17 protein-coding genes and 1 pseudogene are annotated in these 19,218 nt (G+C 40.2%); all 18 read right to left on the bottom strand.

The features are described 5' to 3' along the window. Positions 1-239 precede the first annotated feature (239 nt). Entirely contained in the window at positions 240-428 is a 189-nt protein-coding gene (locus tag ACWODM_RS11230; RefSeq protein ID WP_455321463.1) for a hypothetical protein, read from the bottom strand. After that, complete coding sequence (locus ACWODM_RS11225) at positions 425-664, bottom strand: hypothetical protein (protein ID WP_455321462.1); 240 nt, start codon at positions 662-664, stop codon at positions 425-427. Before ACWODM_RS11225 ends, ACWODM_RS11230 begins: the two co-directional genes overlap by 4 nt. A gap of 95 nt (positions 665-759) precedes the next feature. Continuing rightward, complete coding sequence (locus tag ACWODM_RS11220) at positions 760-1,140, bottom strand: iron chaperone (protein ID WP_455321461.1); 381 nt, start codon at positions 1,138-1,140, stop codon at positions 760-762. 79 nt (positions 1,141-1,219) lie between these two features. Then, positions 1,220-1,729, bottom strand: a complete 510-nt coding sequence (locus ACWODM_RS11215; protein ID WP_455321460.1) for a QueT transporter family protein — start codon at positions 1,727-1,729, stop codon at positions 1,220-1,222. A gap of 132 nt (positions 1,730-1,861) precedes the next feature. Continuing rightward, positions 1,862-2,602, bottom strand: a complete 741-nt coding sequence (locus tag ACWODM_RS11210; RefSeq protein ID WP_455321459.1) for a 3-oxoacyl-ACP reductase — start codon at positions 2,600-2,602, stop codon at positions 1,862-1,864. Further along, positions 2,599-2,823 (bottom strand): DUF2829 domain-containing protein, encoded by a 225-nt coding sequence (locus ACWODM_RS11205; RefSeq protein ID WP_455321458.1) that lies wholly within the window; start codon positions 2,821-2,823, stop codon positions 2,599-2,601. The genes ACWODM_RS11210 and ACWODM_RS11205 overlap by 4 nt, the downstream gene beginning before the upstream one ends. Before the next feature lie 43 nt (positions 2,824-2,866). Further along, positions 2,867-4,111: pseudogene (locus ACWODM_RS11200) on the bottom strand (MFS transporter). 95 nt (positions 4,112-4,206) lie between these two features. Further along, entirely contained in the window at positions 4,207-5,070 is an 864-nt protein-coding gene (locus tag ACWODM_RS11195; protein WP_455321457.1) for a sce7725 family protein, read from the bottom strand. After that, positions 5,070-5,738: a hypothetical protein gene (locus ACWODM_RS11190; RefSeq protein WP_455321456.1), complete on the bottom strand. Its 669-nt coding sequence runs from the start codon at positions 5,736-5,738 to the stop codon at positions 5,070-5,072. Before ACWODM_RS11190 ends, ACWODM_RS11195 begins: the two co-directional genes overlap by 1 nt. 95 nt (positions 5,739-5,833) lie before the next feature. Then, positions 5,834-7,294 (bottom strand): ribosomal protection-like ABC-F family protein, encoded by a 1,461-nt coding sequence (abc-f, locus tag ACWODM_RS11185; RefSeq protein ID WP_455321455.1) that lies wholly within the window; start codon positions 7,292-7,294, stop codon positions 5,834-5,836. Between the two features lie 602 nt (positions 7,295-7,896). Further along, positions 7,897-9,786, bottom strand: coding sequence for an endonuclease MutS2 (locus ACWODM_RS11180; RefSeq protein ID WP_455321454.1), 1,890 nt, complete (start codon positions 9,784-9,786; stop codon positions 7,897-7,899). Positions 9,787-10,192: 406 nt separating this feature from the next. After that, positions 10,193-10,810, bottom strand: coding sequence for a hypothetical protein (locus tag ACWODM_RS11175; protein WP_455321453.1), 618 nt, complete (start codon positions 10,808-10,810; stop codon positions 10,193-10,195). A 53-nt stretch (positions 10,811-10,863) separates the two neighbouring features. After that, the gene (locus tag ACWODM_RS11170; RefSeq protein WP_455321452.1) at positions 10,864-11,724 is read right to left on the bottom strand and encodes an OmpA family protein; all 861 of its coding nucleotides are present in this window, start codon (positions 11,722-11,724) and stop codon (positions 10,864-10,866) included. Positions 11,725-12,160: 436 nt separating this feature from the next. Continuing rightward, complete coding sequence (locus tag ACWODM_RS11165) at positions 12,161-13,843, bottom strand: ammonium transporter (RefSeq protein WP_455321451.1); 1,683 nt, start codon at positions 13,841-13,843, stop codon at positions 12,161-12,163. Between the two features lie 206 nt (positions 13,844-14,049). Then, positions 14,050-15,408, bottom strand: a complete 1,359-nt coding sequence (locus ACWODM_RS11160) for a TrkH family potassium uptake protein (RefSeq protein WP_455321450.1) — start codon at positions 15,406-15,408, stop codon at positions 14,050-14,052. 16 nt (positions 15,409-15,424) lie between these two features. Then, positions 15,425-16,057, bottom strand: a complete 633-nt coding sequence (locus tag ACWODM_RS11155) for a V-type ATP synthase subunit D (RefSeq protein ID WP_455321449.1) — start codon at positions 16,055-16,057, stop codon at positions 15,425-15,427. Between the two features lie 6 nt (positions 16,058-16,063). Beyond that, positions 16,064-17,440, bottom strand: coding sequence for a V-type ATP synthase subunit B (locus ACWODM_RS11150; RefSeq protein ID WP_455321448.1), 1,377 nt, complete (start codon positions 17,438-17,440; stop codon positions 16,064-16,066). Position 17,441: 1 nt separating this feature from the next. Next, complete coding sequence (locus ACWODM_RS11145) at positions 17,442-19,214, bottom strand: V-type ATP synthase subunit A (RefSeq protein ID WP_455321447.1); 1,773 nt, start codon at positions 19,212-19,214, stop codon at positions 17,442-17,444. Between the last annotated feature and the right edge of the window lie 4 nt (positions 19,215-19,218).

Genomic DNA, 19,218 nt, shown 5'->3' with positions numbered 1-19,218 from the left:
TAGAATTTGTGCAAGTCATAGTGAAAATCTCCTTATTGGTTTGGTGTTGGAACCCCAATAATACACGATATTTCACTATGATGTTTTTTTATTTTCTTAGGTGGCTAACTTGATTATAAAATTTGCGGATTTTTTCCAATATAAATTAGTTCATTTAAATTAAGCTTACTTTTTATTCATTGCTATTTTCCATCATTATATTTATGAGATTTCGAGAGCAATTTTTTCTAATCCCGTCTCTAAAAATTACTCCCGAAAAACATCGAAATAAAAAGCATATAGAGCATCGCTCCGCCGACTATCAGGAAAAAAGCCAGGTAGACTCGTTTGGCAGTCTTGGAAAGGTAGTCATTGCTCCAAACCTTGAATCCTAATAATGCTAGTGTACTAATAACGATCAATAAGATGACCAATCTAAATAAAATCATTGCTTCTCCTCTTCATTCTGAAAAATAGCTAGTTGTTCAAGGGTTTGTCTTAAATGAAAGGCATGCCAAGGTAAATGTTCGGCGATCGTCAAGCCAACGATCATTGCTGAGACTTGTTTCAATAAGTCACTTTCCCTTTTGATTCCATTTTCAAGCTGCAACTCTTCTGATGACGTTTGCTGAACAGGAATTTCGAAAGTTTGAGTCTTTTCATTGACTGAAACGATCTGTGCCAAAATTTTTGCACTAAAATAATAATCTGGGTTGTTTCCACCCTGCCATTGGGGAAATAAGAGCTGTATCGTTTTTTTTGATCATTTTTTACCTCCGCTTACTTCTTAGCTTTTCGCCAAAAGGCTGTATATTCAGCTTTCTCATCGAGATTGAACTGGATCATTTCCTCAAGCAGTCGATAATCTGTCGCCTGCTCCCAGCCAATGCGAAAGGTATTCCCTGTATGCGCATATCCAGCCGCTTCGATTTTTGCTTCGAATTGCTTGATCCCAGCTACTTCCGGCGAGACTGTAATGTGTTTCTTTGTTTTTTTGAAAGCGATGATAAATGTCCCATGATGGGTAAACATCGGCTGACTCCAGCCAAATCTTAACTCAAGCTGCGGGAATGTAGCGATTGACCATTCGTACAGTTCACTAAATTTTTTCTGCTCAGCTTCCCCATCAATGGAGGCAAGATACTCTTCAATCGTTTCCATTTTTTCCACATCCTTTTCTTTTCAATAAGTATACCACAAAAAAAAGTGCCCATCCTTCAACCTTGATGAGCACGATACCTTATTTTGTTAAGTCTATTTTTTTTCCGACGAAGTAGATGATGATGCCGCCGACAGTCATTGAGGCAAGCTCTCCTAAGCCGATGATCAACCAATTGTAAAAGAAAGGTAGATCATATAGGAAAGTTAGCTGGCCAGCAACCGTAAACATTGAAATGGCAAACACGATAGCTGTTACGACCATCTTAATCTTCATATTTTTGATATTTTTAGTCAATCGCTGATTAATGATCAGCACCAAAAACGTGCAGACACTGCCAACGACCACATCGAGCAAGCCATTAGGCGAGGCCAGATTGGCAATCGCAACACCTAAAGTCACTGCTAAAATGTAACGCTTGTTGTACAGAGCCAAATAGTTGAACATTTCCGACAATCGGATTTGTATGGCTCCAAAACTGATCACAGATAAAAAGACAGTGATCACGACATACAAACTTGTAACTAGCGCCATCTTGGTCATTTCTTGTGTGGTCCAGTGAGTAGCTGAACGCATTTCTTTATTTTTCATAAAACATGCTCCTTTGCGGGACGTTGCCCGGTAATAACTGTGACCAAAGGATTGAAGTGCCACAGTGTGGTTGCCCACTAGTCTCTATGATAATCGAATGAAAAAATTTTTCAAGGCTTCATTGAGACTTTTTTACTTTAGAAGCCAACCACCATCGATCGGTATAATTTGACCTTGAATATAACTAGATTGTTTGCTAGCTAAAAACAAGGTTAGCTCCGCTACTTCTGATGCTTGTGCCCAGCGTTTGACAGGCGTTTCATCAGCTACCCATTGGGCCATTTCTCCTTCGCCCGCAAAATCAGCAGCATTCATCGGTGTTTGGATAGCACCAGGTGCGATCCCGTTGATGTGCAAGCCTTTGTCAGCGTAATCTAGCGCCAACTGCTTGGTAAAACCTGCTACTGCATGCTTGGCCGCTGTATAGGCGATTCCTCCCCCACCTGCAACCAGACTGGCAATAGAAGCCATGTTGATGATCGTTCCCTTATTTTTCGATGCCATTTTCGGCAAGATTTCCTTCGTCAAATAAAACATGCTGTTCAAATTGGTAGCGAAAACCCGTTGCCAGAGCGCATCGTCGGTTGCTTCTAAATTTCGATAGTCATCCAAAATTCCAGCAGTGTTCAGTAGGAAATCTATCTCTCCATAGGTTTGCTGGCAGGAAACCACCGCTTGACGGCACTCCTCCGGCAGACTAAGATCTCCCGAAAAACAAGTAAAGTTCACATACTTTTCCAGCTCTCCGAAGTCAGTTTGGATATCTACGCCAAAAACTTTCGCTTCTTTTTTTAGAAAAGCTAGCGCCTGTGCCTGACCGATCCCCGAAGCAGCACCGGAGACAAAGACGACCTTATTCTGAAATTCATTCATTCTTCAACAATTCTCCAGTCCTCTGCTAAAATATCACACACAGTCGGAGCAAAACTTGAAAAACCTTCATCCGAAGTCTTGATCAGAAAATACGGAGTAACTTCCGACCCTTGGTACTTTTCGCCACGGACTAAGGTTACGTATAATTCAAAACCACCCCAGCCTTCACGAATGATTTTAGCTCCTTGCTTTAATTTTGGTAAAATTTCTTCAAATGTCATAGTGATCCCTCCAATATTTCTTTTACTATAACACAAAAAAACCCTAGTCTTCACTAGAGTTTAATCGTTCTTGGAGTTCTTTGTCGTAGTTCCTTGTTTGAGGAATAACAAAGGTCATGATTCCCTGCAAACAAAAACATTTTCTCAACCCCTAGCTGATCAGCTAGGGGTTGAGAAAAATCAATCCCACGGGACCCGTCACACTCATTAAGGAATTCAATACACCCAAAATTCTCCCTAAGTGCTGAGGTTCATAGACTTGTTGGATCATTGCCATCAATAAAGTATTGAAATACGGTGTCGCAAAACCGGCAAAAACGTTCAAGCCTACAAAAAGCCAAAAGCCCTTATTGGTTGCCGGTAAGATACCGCTGAGACCGATCGTTACACCAATGACGGCATAAGACACTATGACCGGCTTCATTCGATCTTTCCAATTTCCAAAAATCCCAATAAAACTTCCACCAATCAGCATCCCTCCAGCATAGATCATTTCGATCAATCCGGCATCAGCGACCGAACGTCCAAAATAGTGCATCGTCATTAAGGGATACATGCTAGCTGCCGGCATAAAAATCAGCGTAAATACAGCGCCGATCAGTGTTAACCACCAGAGTCCTTTGTTTTCCAGCAGTTTTCGCAGACCAAATTGTGTGTCTGCCAACAAATGAATTCGTTCTCCTTGTGTCTTCACCTGAGGAATCTTTACCAATAAAAGCAAACCAATCCCTAATATTGCTCTTAAAACATCCAATAAAATCAGTAAATTGATCGATACGATAGAAAATAAAAAAGCGCCAAGTGCCGGTGCGATGATAAAATTAGCAGAATGTACCATGCCAAGCTGACCGTTCACTTTAGTCAATTGCTCTTCAGGAACAATGGTTGGTAAAATCGACTGGATCGTTGGCATTTGAAAAGTTTGGGCAACCGAACGAATAAACAAGGAGACAAAGACCAGCCAAAGAGGAAATTCAGCAGAAAAAGTCCCAACAAGTGACAAGATAATGGCGAATAAAGCAACGATTGCATCCGTAACGATCAGCAGGACCTTCTTGTTCCAGCGGTCGATCAACGGTCCAACAAAAGGACTTAAAAGGACCATTGGCAGCATTCCTAGAAGTGTGGCATAACTCAAGACAGTCGCGGATCCTGTCTTTTCTGTCAAATATCAAATGATCGAATATTGAACGATCATACTGGTGATTCCTGACAAAAATTGGCCAGTCAGGAAAAAATAAAAATTTTTTCGCCAATGATGGAATGAAAAAGCTGAGTTTGTGTTCATAGTTTCTCCTTTTAAATAACAAAAATAAATTCTACTTATTTTACTTTATTTGAAAAGTACAAACAACATTTACGCCTGTCATTCAGAACTTCTTCTCAGCAATGATGATCCAGATAGCGGCTCATGATTTCCATATGATGCATCACGGCTGACTTGCGCATGACCCCCATTCCTGGGAATTTTTGCTTCTCTGCTTGCTCCAAGAGGATTTCAAGTCCCAGTGTAGGTGATCCAGAGCATAATTTCGGCAAGCATTCCTTGATTTCTTCCATTAAAGCTAAAAATTTCTCTTTTTGAGAAGGCAATTCTTCTGGCGATAAAAAGTGGCGGATTCGTAAGTCTTGATCTTCAAAATAAACCAGATGCAGACTTAAAATAGGTGTTGGAAAACCATGCTCGTAATAAATCCGACTGTCAATCGAAAAATCACTAAAGCCAGCAAAGCCTCTTTGCTGGAAGTTGCGATGGGTTCCCGAAAAAAATTCATCTGGATTCTCTTGATAAAACAATGTTTTTGGCAGACGAGTGAACACATCCTCAGAAAGAATCAATTCTCCTTGGATTTTTTGTAGCAGACGCATTTCGTAAGGCACTAGAACTTTTCCTGAATACTGCTGCCAATCGCTCATCAAAGCACTGCTTCCCGAATGAACAATCAGCATACTCGGTTGAGTCTCTAGGGTTTCCAGGGGTTGATCCAGGATTCTAGCTTTTTTATAGGGCAGATCCTTCAAGCTCAGCATGCCTTCTTCTGTCAAAAACGCCCCTGCTTGAGGATTTTCAATCAAATAAAAGGGCTGCTGCAACTGATCAGCCGTGGAAAGAAATTTGTACAAAGCTGCATTTTGTTTCACTGGTTCAATGATTGGTTGGATTCGAGAGGACAACAATCCTTTTTCGATTAATGTTCGCAAAGCCAGCAAATCATATTGTTTTCCGCGAAAATAAGGATAATACATTAACTTTCCTCCAACAATCGTTGCTCCAAAGCAAAATAAGCCGCTCGTGTCGCTTCCAGCTCTTCCTTTAACGCTTCAACCGCCTGAAGCTGCGTTTCTTCAATGAATCGATCATAGTAATTGATTCCGCCACCAAATAAATCATATTCTGGTTGTCTTTTTTTAAGTTCTTTGTAAAGCTGGTCCGTGCCAAATACCCGTAACCCCCGAGCTGTCTGCTTGGCTTTACCAACTTCACGTGCCTGTGAAGAAATCAAGCGAAACAATAATTCATGCTCATTCACTAATAATCCTTGTCTCTGTGGCTTCTTCTCTGTTGTAAAATAGCCAGGTACCCCCAGTTCATCTGTCAAATAGGAATGATAGACTAGCACACCGATCGTCGACGGGATCTCTTCTTTAACAGAAAGATAGAGTTTTTCAGGTAGTACAAAATAATTGTAATGTCCAATAAATGATAGCTTCGCCTTTGAACGAAAATCGGCTTTACTGATCTTGACTTCGTAACAACGCCATTCAAACTGTTGTTCCGCGTCCAGTCGACAAGCCAAGGTATCCACGATTCCCTGATCATCGGGCATTGTCACTTCTTCCACCACGATCGCGCCATTTTCTCGACAATGATAATACAAGGACTCTTCTATTTGAATCGTTAACGGTGTTTTCATTCGTTTACTCCTTTGTTTCTAGTAACTATAGAATAGAACATACATTCGTATATTGCAAGAAAAAAAGCAAAGGATTGCTCCCTTGCCTTTTTAAGTTAAATGACTAGTTGTTTATTTTTGATCTCCCAGACTTGATCTGCCACTTTCTCAATAAAATTTTTGTCGTGAGAAGTGAAAAGTACCGTCCCTTGATACTCTTTCAAAAAATTTTCGAGTGCTTCGATCGTGTTTAAATCAATAGAATTGGTTGGCTCGTCCAAAATCAAAAAATTGGACGATTTCGTAAACAGCTTGGCAATCGCCAAACGGGTAGCTTCTCCACCGCTCAAAACATTCAAAGGTTTCTTTAACCCTAGCTGAGAAAAACCTAAGTTATGCAGCATACTGCGAACCGTTGCTTCCGACCAGTCCGTCTCAGACATCAATTCATCTAAAAGTGGCGTTGGCTGATCCAAGCGGTAATCCATTTGCTGATACGTTTCCATCTTAACTTTAGGAGAAAAAACGATCCCTTCACCGTTTTCTAAGATCCATTTTAAAAGAGTTGATTTCCCTGCGCCATTGTCGCCGATGAGCGCGATTTTTTGACCTAGTGGAATTTGAAAATCCAGATTCTCTAAGATGATTTTTCCATCGTACGCAATCGTGATGTTTTCTCCTCTGATCGGAAAGGGGTTATGGATTTCTGCTGACGGATGCTTTGGGAAAGTGATTTTGTGTTTTCGCTCCACATCAGAAACTCCTTGAAGCTGTTTTAAGCGAGAAGTCATGGCTTTTGCCTGCTTGTACAAGTTTTTTTGTACAGTATCCTTCTGTTTGGATGAGGAGAGTCGACTAGGACGAATATTTTTGTTTTTACTTTTATCTGATACTTTTCCTGCTTGCTCCGCCTTTTGTTTCTTTGCTTGAATACCTTTTGTCAGACGCGTGACTTCTTTTTGATATTCCTGAAATTCTCTTTGCTGCTGCAAACTTTCCTGTTCCTTTTGTTCAACATACGCATCGTAATTTCCTTTATACTCTACCACCTTGCCATTTTTTACTTCCCAAATTTTTTCTGCTAGTTCGTTCAAAAACTCCCTATCGTGACTAACGAACAATAAAGTTCCATAGTAATAGCGCAACTCTTCGATCAGTTGTTTTTTTCCAGCTGTATCCAAGTGTGTGGTTGGCTCATCCAAAAGCATGGCTGGATGATAGGCTGACAATAGTTGAGTCAAACGATATTTGCTGGTCTCTCCCCCGCTGAGGGTAGCTACTTCATTGGTCGGTACACCAAAACGACTCAGAAGCTCGCCATCCAGATCGAGCACTTTCTGTTCGTTGACATCCGCAATTTGCTGATAGATTTGAAAGTCTGTCTGAAGCTGGATACTCCCTTTGGTCGGGATCAATTCTTGTACCAGCAACCTCAGCAAGGTTGATTTTCCCGAGCCATTCTCGCCAATAATACCTATTTTATCATTTTCATAAACAGATAATTCTGAGATATTCAGAATTTCTTTGCCTTCAAAAATCATTTCTAAGTCTTTGATTCGTACATTCAATTCTTCCATTATGATTCCTCCTGTTGTAATGTAAGGAACTCATGGATGGAGATGTATTGTTTTACTTTTATCTTGATTTCTTGATTAGCAAGAGAATAAAAAATTTTTTTGCTATGAATTAGTTCATTTTGGTTACTGAAACACTATAATTCGAAACGACGGACACTACGCTCCCTTTGGTCGCCTAGTACTGTTCATCACTTCTCTGCGCTCCGATCTCATCAAGCTCTAAGCGGTAAACCGCTAAGTTCTTGAAGGATCTACTCTCGCTCTCACTACGTTCGGCGAATCGTAGTGATTCGAACATAGGTAACTACCCTCGCTTCGCTCAGCTAGTACTGTTCATCATCAGTTCTCAGCTCTCTTCGATCGCTGAATCACTGTGATTCACAGCAAAAAGGAATAGTCTTGGACTATTCCTCCATTCATTTACACTTTTAATAGGTACTAAAAAAGTATACACTTCACCCATGAATTTCGTTACAAGACTTTTGAATTTGTATTAAATTATTGATTCAAAAGTTCAAAACGCAATCTCATAGCTGCAGTCACCCTTCATTCCCTCTTTCTTTTGGTTGGTAATTACAGAATAGCATGATTGTTACAGGCTATCAATGGTTTTGTCTGGCTTCTGCTGCTTTCCTCAATTTTTTCTGTGCTTTTTTGGAACCACGGTCGATATCCCGAGTGAATTTTCGTTCTTGATGATCAACAAACAGTTGCTCCAAATCATAGTCTTGTGGGTAAAGCTCTAAAGCGCTCATTTCTAATGTCAGTCGTTTGACTGTACAAGTAAAGGCCTGCTTTTCAACAAAAACTTTCGCTTGTGCTTCATTAACATATTCATAAAAAATAGCATTTTTTGATAATTCACTGCTCCAAACACGGTCACCTTTTTGAAACATTACCACTGGTTCGCTGACTTTTTCTACACGTGAACGAGTTTTTCTAGGTATTTTTTTAGTCGTATATTGTTTATTCTGCAAGTAATGCTTAGCTTGCTGTAAAACTTTTTCTTCTACAGCCATTTTTTGAGCGATCCAAAAAGCATTGCTATCTCCTACTTGGTTCAAGAGTAGCTGATACTTCGGTGTAAGTGTCGCTGAATCAAAGGCCATCGCCGCTGTCTGAAAATCTTCATGCTGTAAAGCAAAGTCTTTGATCTCTCCATAATGGGTCGTCGCGACAATCGTTCCGCCTTTTTGATACATACTTTCCATTGCAGCGATCCCCAAAGCTGCTCCTTCATTGGGTTCGGTTCCACTGCCGATCTCGTCTAGCAAAATTAACGTCTTTCTACTGGTTGCGCGTAAAATCTCGCTGATATTCTTCATATGACCAGAAAAAGTACTCAATGAATTTTCCAAACTCTGTTGGTCACCGATATCAATAAAGATTTTTTTGAAGACACCAATGGAAGAGTTGCCCCCATGCTTCACACACAAACCAAAACTTGTCATTAAGCAAACCAAAGCGATTGTCTTCAAAACAACGGTCTTTCCACCAGCATTGGGACCAGTGATGATCAGACCGTGATTGTCTTGGCCTAAACTCAAATTCAAAGGGACTGGTTCCTTTAGTAACGGATGCTGTACTTGGTCAAAAATCAATCGCTCATCCTCATTGACTTCGATCATTTTTCCGCCAATACTTTGACTGTATTTTCCTCTAGCAAAAATAGCATCCAGCTCCACAATAATTTCTGTACAGTAGGAAATAGCAACAGCCTCTTCAGCGATACTACCAGTCAGAGAAGCAAGAATCTGATAGATGACCGAGATTTCTTCACTTTTTGCTAAAATCAGTTGGTCGTTCAATTTACGAATACCTTCTGGTTCAATAAAAACTGTCGTTCCACGATTTGATCGTTCAATGATCTCTCCTTTGATCTTTGATTGGAAGGTTGTTTTGATCGGTAAAGTATAACGTTCATCCTTTTTCACAAAAAGGCGATCTTGTACCCAACCGTTTGCGGTCGCTTTCTTCAATAATTTCGCACAATTTTTTTCAATATCTGCTTCTAATTTAGTGATACGTCCGCGAATTTTTCGAAGCTCTCTGGAAGCCTCTGATTTCACCAGATTTCCTGAAATACTGTTCTGAATTGCTTCGATGATTTGGCCAAAGTCGGTCAAATTTTTTGTGTAGCTATATAGAATCGGTGTTTGATAACGATTTTTCTCGAAAAACTTCGCGATCAAACGGAAAGAACGCAAAAAATCACCATATTCTGTTAGCTCACTTGCTTCCAAGACGATTCCCTTTTCGATTTTAAGAGTTAAATGTTTGATTTGACTCAAGCCCATAAAAGGTACATGCTGACCAGAAGCTAAGATGAGCATCGCTTCATTTGTTTCTGTCAGACGCTTCTGGACCGTAGCATAATCTGAAGCAGGTTCTCTGTCTTCGACCAATTCCTTCGTGTAATCACTGATGCAACGGTCAATGACCATTTTTTTGATTGTTATAAATTCTGTTGCTTGTAATAAATTAGTATTCATCTCTGTATCCTTTCTGTCCTTAAAAAGATACCCAACTGTCCTTAAATAGACTCGTTTTCAATGTACAATGAGTTTAAACTGCTCATTGCCAAAAATAAAAAAAGGCGATAGTTTCCCTATCACCTGCCAACTTACTGGATCGATTGTTAGGTATCTATAGGCATAACAAATAAACCTTCGTAAATTTGGTTTACTTGTATTCAATTGCTTGATTAGATACCTAGGACACTCACAAAAAGCCTTCTTTCTTTTGAAAACGAGTTTTTCTTCAAAATTTATTATATAAGAGAAAACAGACCGATTGCAAGCGGAAAAGCAGACAATCAAATGAAAAAGCCAGTATCCCCTTATTTGGTAGATACTAGCTTTGTTGAAACTGATTTCCTTGCATTACTCGATTCGGTTGCTAATTTTCTGTCGTGGTAGCCGCTGGATTTGTTGATGATTTTTCTATTTGAACGTTGGTAATTCTCCAAGGATCAACTGCTTCGGCATTTGCTTCTTCCCCTCCAGATTGGATAGGAATTTTGGGAACACCTAATTCAATGGCTACTTCCTCAGCATCTACTGCCGGCCAAATAACCGTAGCTGTAAAGTAACTTTCTTCTGGCGTATCATACAATTCTCCTGAATCAGGCAAGAATCGTTCTGCTAGAGGAACAATGTAATCCGTTTCCGGTTCTTCTGACAATTGCGATTCTGCTTCGCTATTAGGCAGTGGTGTAAGATAATAATCAATGGGGTAATAACGTTGGCTATCATGTAAGAGCGTCACATTATAGAGTGTTGACCCTCGGTAACCATAGGATTCATCTAGACTCCAATCTCTTGCGCCGACGGTATTGGTATGACCAAGTTTGTACACTCGAATGGCCTCTTTTGATAATTCCTCTCCATTTGGACTAACACGAATACGTCCAATCAGTAAATCATCGACTTGTTTTAAGGATTCAATGACTACTTTCCCATGTTCCACAACGGCTGCGTCAGGATATTCTGCGACTTCGCCTAAAGCCTCTGGCAAATCTGCCTCTTCTTCTACAATCACTTGTTCAACGGGTGGGGTGAAATGAATCTCTACACGTCTATTTTGTGCCCGTCCTCGGTCTGTTTCATTCGTAGCAATTGGTTCTCGGAATGATTCTCCAAACGATTGTGCACCGATTGTGCACGTTCTTCAGATAATTTTTGATTGTACTCTTCTGAGGCTTTGTTGTCTGTGTGACCAACCATTTCTAGTTTACCAGCCTCGACTCCAGCCAATTCTCGAATAGCAGATTCTAATTCACCATCTGCTGTAGCTGTTAAATCTGATTTGTCAAACTCGAACAAAACGTCACTAGAAAGCACTAAGGTCGACCGTTCAACCTCGTCAATTTGACTAATCGTAGTTTCCGCGTTCTCACGATAACTTTCTAGAGGCATCACTCGCGTAGTAATGTGATTTTCCAAATCATCTTGTAAACTCTCGAAACGATTCGAAGGAAGTTCACTTTCAGCAATTTCTTTTAAGGTTGGTACACCTAAAGGATAGCGACTGTCATCAGCTCGCCTTTCCTCCATTTCTGAAACATCTGAGACTGTTGGGTAATCAGTCTCTGCCAAATCAATAAAAGGACTACGTGTCATGTCATTTCCAGCAATTGACTCGTAATTAACAACAGCCATATGCGAAACCGTTCGATTGTTTGCATCAATTAAGCGAATATCATGCCCCGACCTAGCATCTTCCGCAACGAATCCCTCGTTATAGATGGCTCGATCCAATTGAATTTCTTCGCTGCCCGCACTGTCAAAAACAATTGGCAAAATCGCATAGTCGCCGTCTCGTAAAATCGGACCAAATTCGGCTGTGAATTCAACTAGACCATCATTGTCAAAGGACCACATCTCTTCTTGCAAAACAACAGGCTCTGTAGCTATTTTTTTCTCTTTCAAACTTTCTTCTTTTACATTTTCTGGTTCCTCTTCAACGTCTTCAGACTATTCAACCAGCGAAGTCGGATTCGCACTTTCTTCACTAACAGCTTGATCAACTGCTTCGTTTCTACAAGCTCCTAAAAGAAGTAATGCTAGACTGGCAATGAAAATCTTTTTCATCAAACCCCTCCAAGAATACATTGGTTACCTTCAATATAGCATAATAGATAAAAAATCTTCAACTATAGTACCTTAATTGACATTTTGGTCTATTCCTATTTATTGACTAAATCTAATCATCTACTCTATTCAATATCTTTCACTTCTATGCAAAAATCAGAGTCGGATTTTTGAACGAAAAAAAACGAGAAGGCATGACTCCTTCTCGTTTCACCAAGGGTGGCAATGAACTTCACTACCTATATTTTCACTTCAAAAGAAGAGAAAAGCAAATTTATTTTTCGTAACCTTGCAATGCGGCATCACCTTCATCGCTGTTACTGATACGAATCACATTTTCAACATCAGTGACAAATATCTTCCCGTCACCCACTTGTCCAGTATACAACACAGCTTTCATCGTATCGATTACTTTAGCAACTGGTACACGGCTAACAGTGACATCTACTTTTAGTTTTGGCAGTAACTTCGCTGGAACCGCCACACCTCTGTAGTACTCTGTCTGACCTTTCTGGATACCATGTCCCATCACAGAAGTAACTGTGATTCCTTCAATACCAATATTGACTAGTGCTTTTTTCAGTTTTTCAAGTTTTGCTTCATTGATGATCACTGAAATAGTTGTTAACTTGTCTTCAGAAGGCTGCGCATAGCTTGCTGGATCCCGTTTCACAGTTACTTCTGTATAAGCAGTTCCTGTTTCAGCTCCTTCATCTTCTGGCAAAGTAGTATCTGGCAGTATGCTGAAACCTGAGTAAGCAGTGACTAAGCCATGCTCTTCGATATCCAAACCTTTAAGTTCTACTTCTTCCGGTGCACGCAAACCAACTGTTTTCTTAATGGCTAAGAATAAGATAGTAGAAGTAGCACCAACCCATAGAGCAGTCACAAGAACACCGATGATCTGTACACCTAACAATGACGCTCCACCACCGTAGAATAGTCCACCTTCTAGGGCAAATAGTCCTACCATGAAAGTACCGAAAGCGCCACAGACACCATGGACAGCTACAGCACCAACTGGATCATCTACTTTTAGTTTTTGATCAATGAATTCTACAGCAAAAATCATTAAAATACCTGATAACACACCAATGATCACTGCACCGATCGGGCTAACGATATCACAACCTGCAGTAATACCAACTAATCCAGCCAAAGTTCCGTTTAGAGTTAATGAAACATCAGGTTTACCATACTTAAGCCAAGAAATAATTAATGCAGCTAAAGTTCCTGTTGCTGCAGCAAGGTTTGTGTTAACCAATACATTTGATGCTGTAAGCAATGTCTCGTCACCTGTCATAGATGTTGTTGAACCACCGTTAAAGCCAAACCAGCAGAACCAAAGGATGAATACACCCAAAGCAGCAAAAGTTAAATTATGTCCAGGAATCGCACGACTTTTGCCTTCTTTTGTGTATTTTCCAATACGTGGACCTAAAATTGCTGCTCCAACAAACGCAGCTACCCCACCAACCATGTGAACTGCAGTCGATCCGGCAAAGTCATGGAAGCCCATTTCTGCGATGAAGCCATCTCCCCAAATCCAATGACCTGATACTGGATAAATAAACATTGAAATAATAGCACTGTAGATACAATATGCTTTGAAGTCAGTTCTTTCTGCCATTGCTCCCGAAACAATTGTAGCAGCAGTTGCACAGAAAACCGTTTGGAAAAACAGAAATGCTGGTGTTGGCAAATCAAATTGCAATGAATTAGCTGCAAAAAAATGAATCCCACCAAAGAAAGCACTCTGCGTGCCGAACATAATACCAAAACCAACCAACCAGTATAAAACCGATCCGAAACAGAAATCAATCAAATTTTTCATGATAATGTTCCCAGCATTTTTTGCACGAGTAAAACCTGACTCTACTAAAGTAAATCCTGCTTGCATGAAAAATACTAAAAATGCAGCAATCAGAGTCCAAACAACATCAATTGATAAATACATACACATCACTCCTTCACTTTTTTATAATCTAACACTAATAAAAGAGGAAATCAATAGCTTATGTAACAAAACATCACATAAAACTCAAATAATTATGTAAAATCGCTTCACTTATGTTAGGAATAGTGACATACACATGTTCTGAATACAAAAAAATCAGGAGAAATGTCAAACAATCTAACATTTCTCCTGATTTTGATCAATACCTATCCAATGATTACTGTTTCCTCTGGATATTTAAATTTAGACTCACTTTTATTCGAACGCAACGCGATAGAAAAGAACACAGTCATTACACCGACCCGTCCAATAAACATCAGCGATAAAATAATGACTTTGCCTACCTCAGTTAGATCGGGTGTCAGTCCCATCGTTAGTCCAACCGTTCCCAAAGCAGAAATAACCTCAAAAACGATATACTCTAATCCTAGTTGATTGATATCTGGAATAGTTTCTGTAACCGACAAAATAGACGTACTGACAATAATCACCATCAGAAAAACAAAAAATATCGTAAAAGCTCGAGCAATCGTGTCTTCTTTGATGGTTCGACCTCTAAACTCAGCCCGACTCCGTCCTTTGAAAATACTGCGCATTTTTATGAGTAGCACACCCAATGTTGTTGTTTTGAAGCCCCCTGCTGTAGAACCAGAAGTTCCTCCGACAAACATTAAAACCATTGTCAAGACTAATCCTGCATGAGACATAGAAGAATAATCTATTGAAAAAAAGCCTGCTGTTCTAGGTGTAACTGCCATAAAGATCGTATGAACGATCCGTTGTATACCGCTTTCCGAAACTGACACCGGATTATTTTGTTCTGTAAAAAAGAATCCTATGAATCCTAATATCAATAAGAATCCGGTAACCAGTAGAGCAATTTGACTATGCAAACTCAAATGCTTCTTTTCTTTTTTAAAGTTTAAAATATCAGACCAGACAAAAAAACCTAATCCACCAGAAATAATCAATAAGCTAATGATCATCAGCACCCAAGGATCATTTTGAAATCCCATCAAGCTATCTCCAAAAAGATCAAAGCCTGCATTACAAAAGCTCGAAACGGCATGGAATAAGCTGAACCACATTCCTTTTTCAATACCAAATAATGGTACAAATCTGAAAGCAAGTAACACCGTTCCTATCAATTGAATAAAAACGGTGATTTTTAGCATATACAGAAGTAAACTTATTTCTCCAGACATTTGCTGGGAATTAAGCGCTTCTCTTAAAATCATTCTCGTGCTCAAGGTCACTTTTCTCTTCATTACAACAAAGAAAAGGACAGGGATTGACATAAAGCCAATCCCGCCTATTTCGATCAACAACAAAATAATCACTTGACCAAAGAAACTCCAATGATCACTTGTTACTAATGTAGTAAGGCCGGTCACACAAATAGCTGAAGTAGATGTGAATAGGGCATCCAAAAAATTAGTTGCTTCTCCACTTCTTGAAGCAAAAGGTGTCATCAATAAAAATGCACCTGCAAGAATCAATCCTCCAAAACCAAATGTGATCAATTGGAAGACGGACAAACGAAAAAATTGTTTCTTTCGTTTCATATCTTTCGGATCTCCTTTAATTTGTACGCATATTTTTAACTTTGATCATCCTCGTAACACCCGCACGTTCATCTTCTTCCATCTTCATTTTAATGAAATAAATTGTTTCTTCCAATTCTGGGATGGTCATATACTCCAGAGCATTGACCCGTCGTCGAGTCTTTTCGATCTCATCGGCCATTAGCTGGCAAGTCTTCTCAATTTCAGTTAATTCGAGAAGCAAAGGAAGAACATCGGTAAAGCCATCAATTGATTGGTCCAGCGGGACATTGGAATTCAAAAAGCCATATTCAAGCGGCGTATTCAACGTCTCCTCGTCATATTGGAAATGCATGACTGGAACGGCAACGCTCATAATATTTTTTGTCCCGACATCCAAATTGACTTTGGTCGATGGTAAAATAAATAATTCTTCAATGAACTGTTCATTGAGCGTGGCATTTGCTAAACGAATAGCTTTCATTGCTTGCTGCATGCGCTCTTCCATTTCATTACGTAACTGATTATTCTTGCGAATCAACAAGATAAATCGTCTCATCAATTCATCTTGCTTATCTTTTAACAGCTTATGACCTCTTTTTGCCGTTGACAATTGCTTCGACAAACGAGTCATTTCCATACGGGTAGACTGGACATCTAATTTCGCCATGTTCATCTACTCCTTTTCTGGTAAAAATTCATCGATCATTTCATCTTTGATCCGTTTAAGTTCGGTACGAGGTAGCATATCTAGCAGCTCCCAGCCCATATCCAACGTTTCTTCAATGGAACGATTCGTCGCATACCCTTGGTTCACGTATTCCTCTTCAAATTTTTCCGCAAATTGCGCATAAATCTTATCCACGTCAGATAAGGCCGCTTCGCCCAGAACAACTGCTAATTCCTTAGCTTGCTTTCCTTGTGCATAGGCTGAAAATAACTGATTCATGGTTGCAGCATGGTCATGCCGGGTTTTACCTTCACCGGTCCCTTTGTCTTTCAATCTTGACAACGAAGGTAAAACATCAATCGGCGGTTCGATCCCATTTTTATACAAATCACGGGAAAGAATAATTTGCCCCTCTGTAATATACCCAGTTAAATCGGGGATCGGATGAGTCTTGTCTTCTTCAGGCATTGTTAAAATAGGAATCTGTGTCACAGAGCCTTTCAATCCTTTGATTCTACCTGCACGTTCATACAAGGTAGCCAAATTGGTATACAAATACCCAGGGTAGCCACGGCGACCTGGAACTTCTCGTCGTGCAGCTGAGATTTCGCGCAAGGCTTCACAGTAATTGGTCATATCAGTCATGATGACTAGCACGTGCATCCCTTTTTCATAGGCCAAGTATTCGGCTGCAGTTAAGGCCATTCTAGGAGTTGCAATTCGTTCGATTGCCGGATCATTGGCTAAATTCATGAAGATCACGGAACGATCAATCGCCCCTGTTTGTCGAAAATCTTCCATGAAATACTCCGCCTCTTCAAAGGTGATACCGATTCCTGCAAAAACTACTGCGAAATCATCGTCTTTATTTAGTACAGCCGCTTGTCTGGCAATTTGAGCAGCCAGCTCTTTATGAGGAAGTCCAGAAGCTGAGAATACTGGCAACTTTTGTCCCCTAACCAAGGTGTTTAAATGATCAATAGAAGAAATTCCTGTTTGAATAAATTCATCTGGATAATCCCGTGAAACAGGATTGATTACTTCTCCATTGATATCCATATTTTTTTCAGCAAAAATTTCTGAGCCACCATCTTTCGGACGGCCTAAACCATCAAAGACGCGTCCGACCATATCTTCAGAGACACCTAGTTCTAAAGGATGTCCTAAAAAACGAACAGAAGAATCTTTCAAATTAATCCCTGCTGTCCCTTCAAAGATCTGAACAAGGGCTTTGTCTTCCTGTATTTCCAAGACTTGACCTTGGCGGATTTCTCCAGTTTGCAAGCGAACTTCAATCAACTCTTCGTACTTAACACCTTCGACATTGTCTACTGCCATTAGAGGTCCAACAACTTCACCAATTGTTTTGTATTCTTTGATCATTTTACATACCTCCTTCTTGCAGAATAGAACGTAGCGTTTCTTTTATTTCTTGCTGAATAGCAATGATCTTATCCAACTGATCCTCAGGTACATATTTCATTCGAGCAATTTTATCTCGAAGCTTCACAGTTCCCTTCATCAATTCAGTCAGATAGGCTCCTAGCTCCAAGCCTTGCAAGCCTTCACGATGTAACAGCATAATATTATTCAGCATCTGATACTGCTTCTCTCTTGAAGTAAATGTATCCGTATCATCAAAGGCATTTTGTTGCAAATAATCTTCTCTAATTTCTTTAGCGATTTCAAGCGTAAACTGATCTTTCTCAGAAAGTGAATCGATCCCTACAAGACGAACAATCTCATTCAATTCTGATTCTTTTTGTAAGATCCGCATACCTTCTCTGACTAAGGCCGACCATTCTACTTGCAGTTCCTGATCTAAATAGTTCCCTACCTCACTAGAATAAAGGGAATAGCTTTTCAACCAATCAACAGATGGAAAATGTCTTTGTTGAGCAAGTGTGGCATCCAATCCCCAGAAAACTTTGACGACACGTAAGGTATTTTGAGTCACGGGTTCTGAAATATCGCCCCCCGAAGGTGAAACCGCACTGATTGCTGTAATACTGCCTTCACGATCTTCTGTTCCTAAAATAGTGACACGTCCAGCACGTTCATAATATTCGGCCAAACGGCTACCCAAATAAGCAGGATATCCTTCATCCCCAGGCATTTCTTCTAAACGCCCAGACATTTCACGCAAGGCCTCTGCCCATCGAGAAGTGGAATCTGCCATGATCGCTACAGAATATCCCATATCTCTAAAATATTCAGCAATCGTAATTCCAGTATAAATACTCGCTTCACGCGCCGCAACCGGCATATTTGAAGTGTTTGCAATCAAAATTGTCCGTTCCATCAAAGATTCTCCAGTTAATGGATCAATCAATTCAGGGAATTCGTTCATCACATCGGTCATTTCATTTCCGCGTTCACCACAGCCTACGTAAACTACTAAATCAACATCCGCCCATTTAGCAATTTGATGCTGTACCACAGTTTTTCCAGCACCAAACGGACCTGGAACTGCTGCCGCTCCCCCTTTAGTCACTGGGAAAAAGGTATCAATCACTCGCTGTCCTGTAATCATTGGTATGTCTGGGTTATGTTTTTCTTTTACGGGTCTTGAACGACGAACTGGCCATTTTTGAAGCATTTTCAATGCTACTTCGTCTTTTTCAGTTTCAAGCAAGCAGACGACTTCATCGATCGTATACTCACCCTCTTTGATTTCTTTGATCGTTCCTGTTAAGCCCACAGGTACCATTATTTTATGGGTAATCAGCTTGGTTTCTTGAACAGTTCCGATCACGTCTCCCGCAATCACAGTATCTCCAACGGCTAGTTTCGGTTCAAACAACCATTTCTTTTGATGATCTAGCGCATCGATCTTCACGCCACGGCTTAAAAAATTACTGTCTGTCTGTTTTGCAAAGACATCTAAAGGTCTTTGAATACCATCAAACATCTGAGAGACGATACCTGGAGCTAACTCAACGGACAACGCCTCTCCTGTAGAATGTACAGGTTCTCCTGGCCCAATACCGGAAGTTTCTTCGTATACCTGAATCGAAGCGACATCTCCTCGCATCTCAATAATTTCTCCAACTACACCGACATCACCGACATAGCATATATCCTGAATACTCGCGTGAGCCATATTTTCTGCCATTACTAATGGTCCTGAAACTTTTACTATTTTGCCAACTTCCACAGTG

This window comes from Enterococcus olivae, assembly GCF_053760925.1.
The sequence above is the reverse complement of the archived record's forward strand: the minus strand, read 5'-3'. Positions and strand labels throughout refer to the sequence as shown.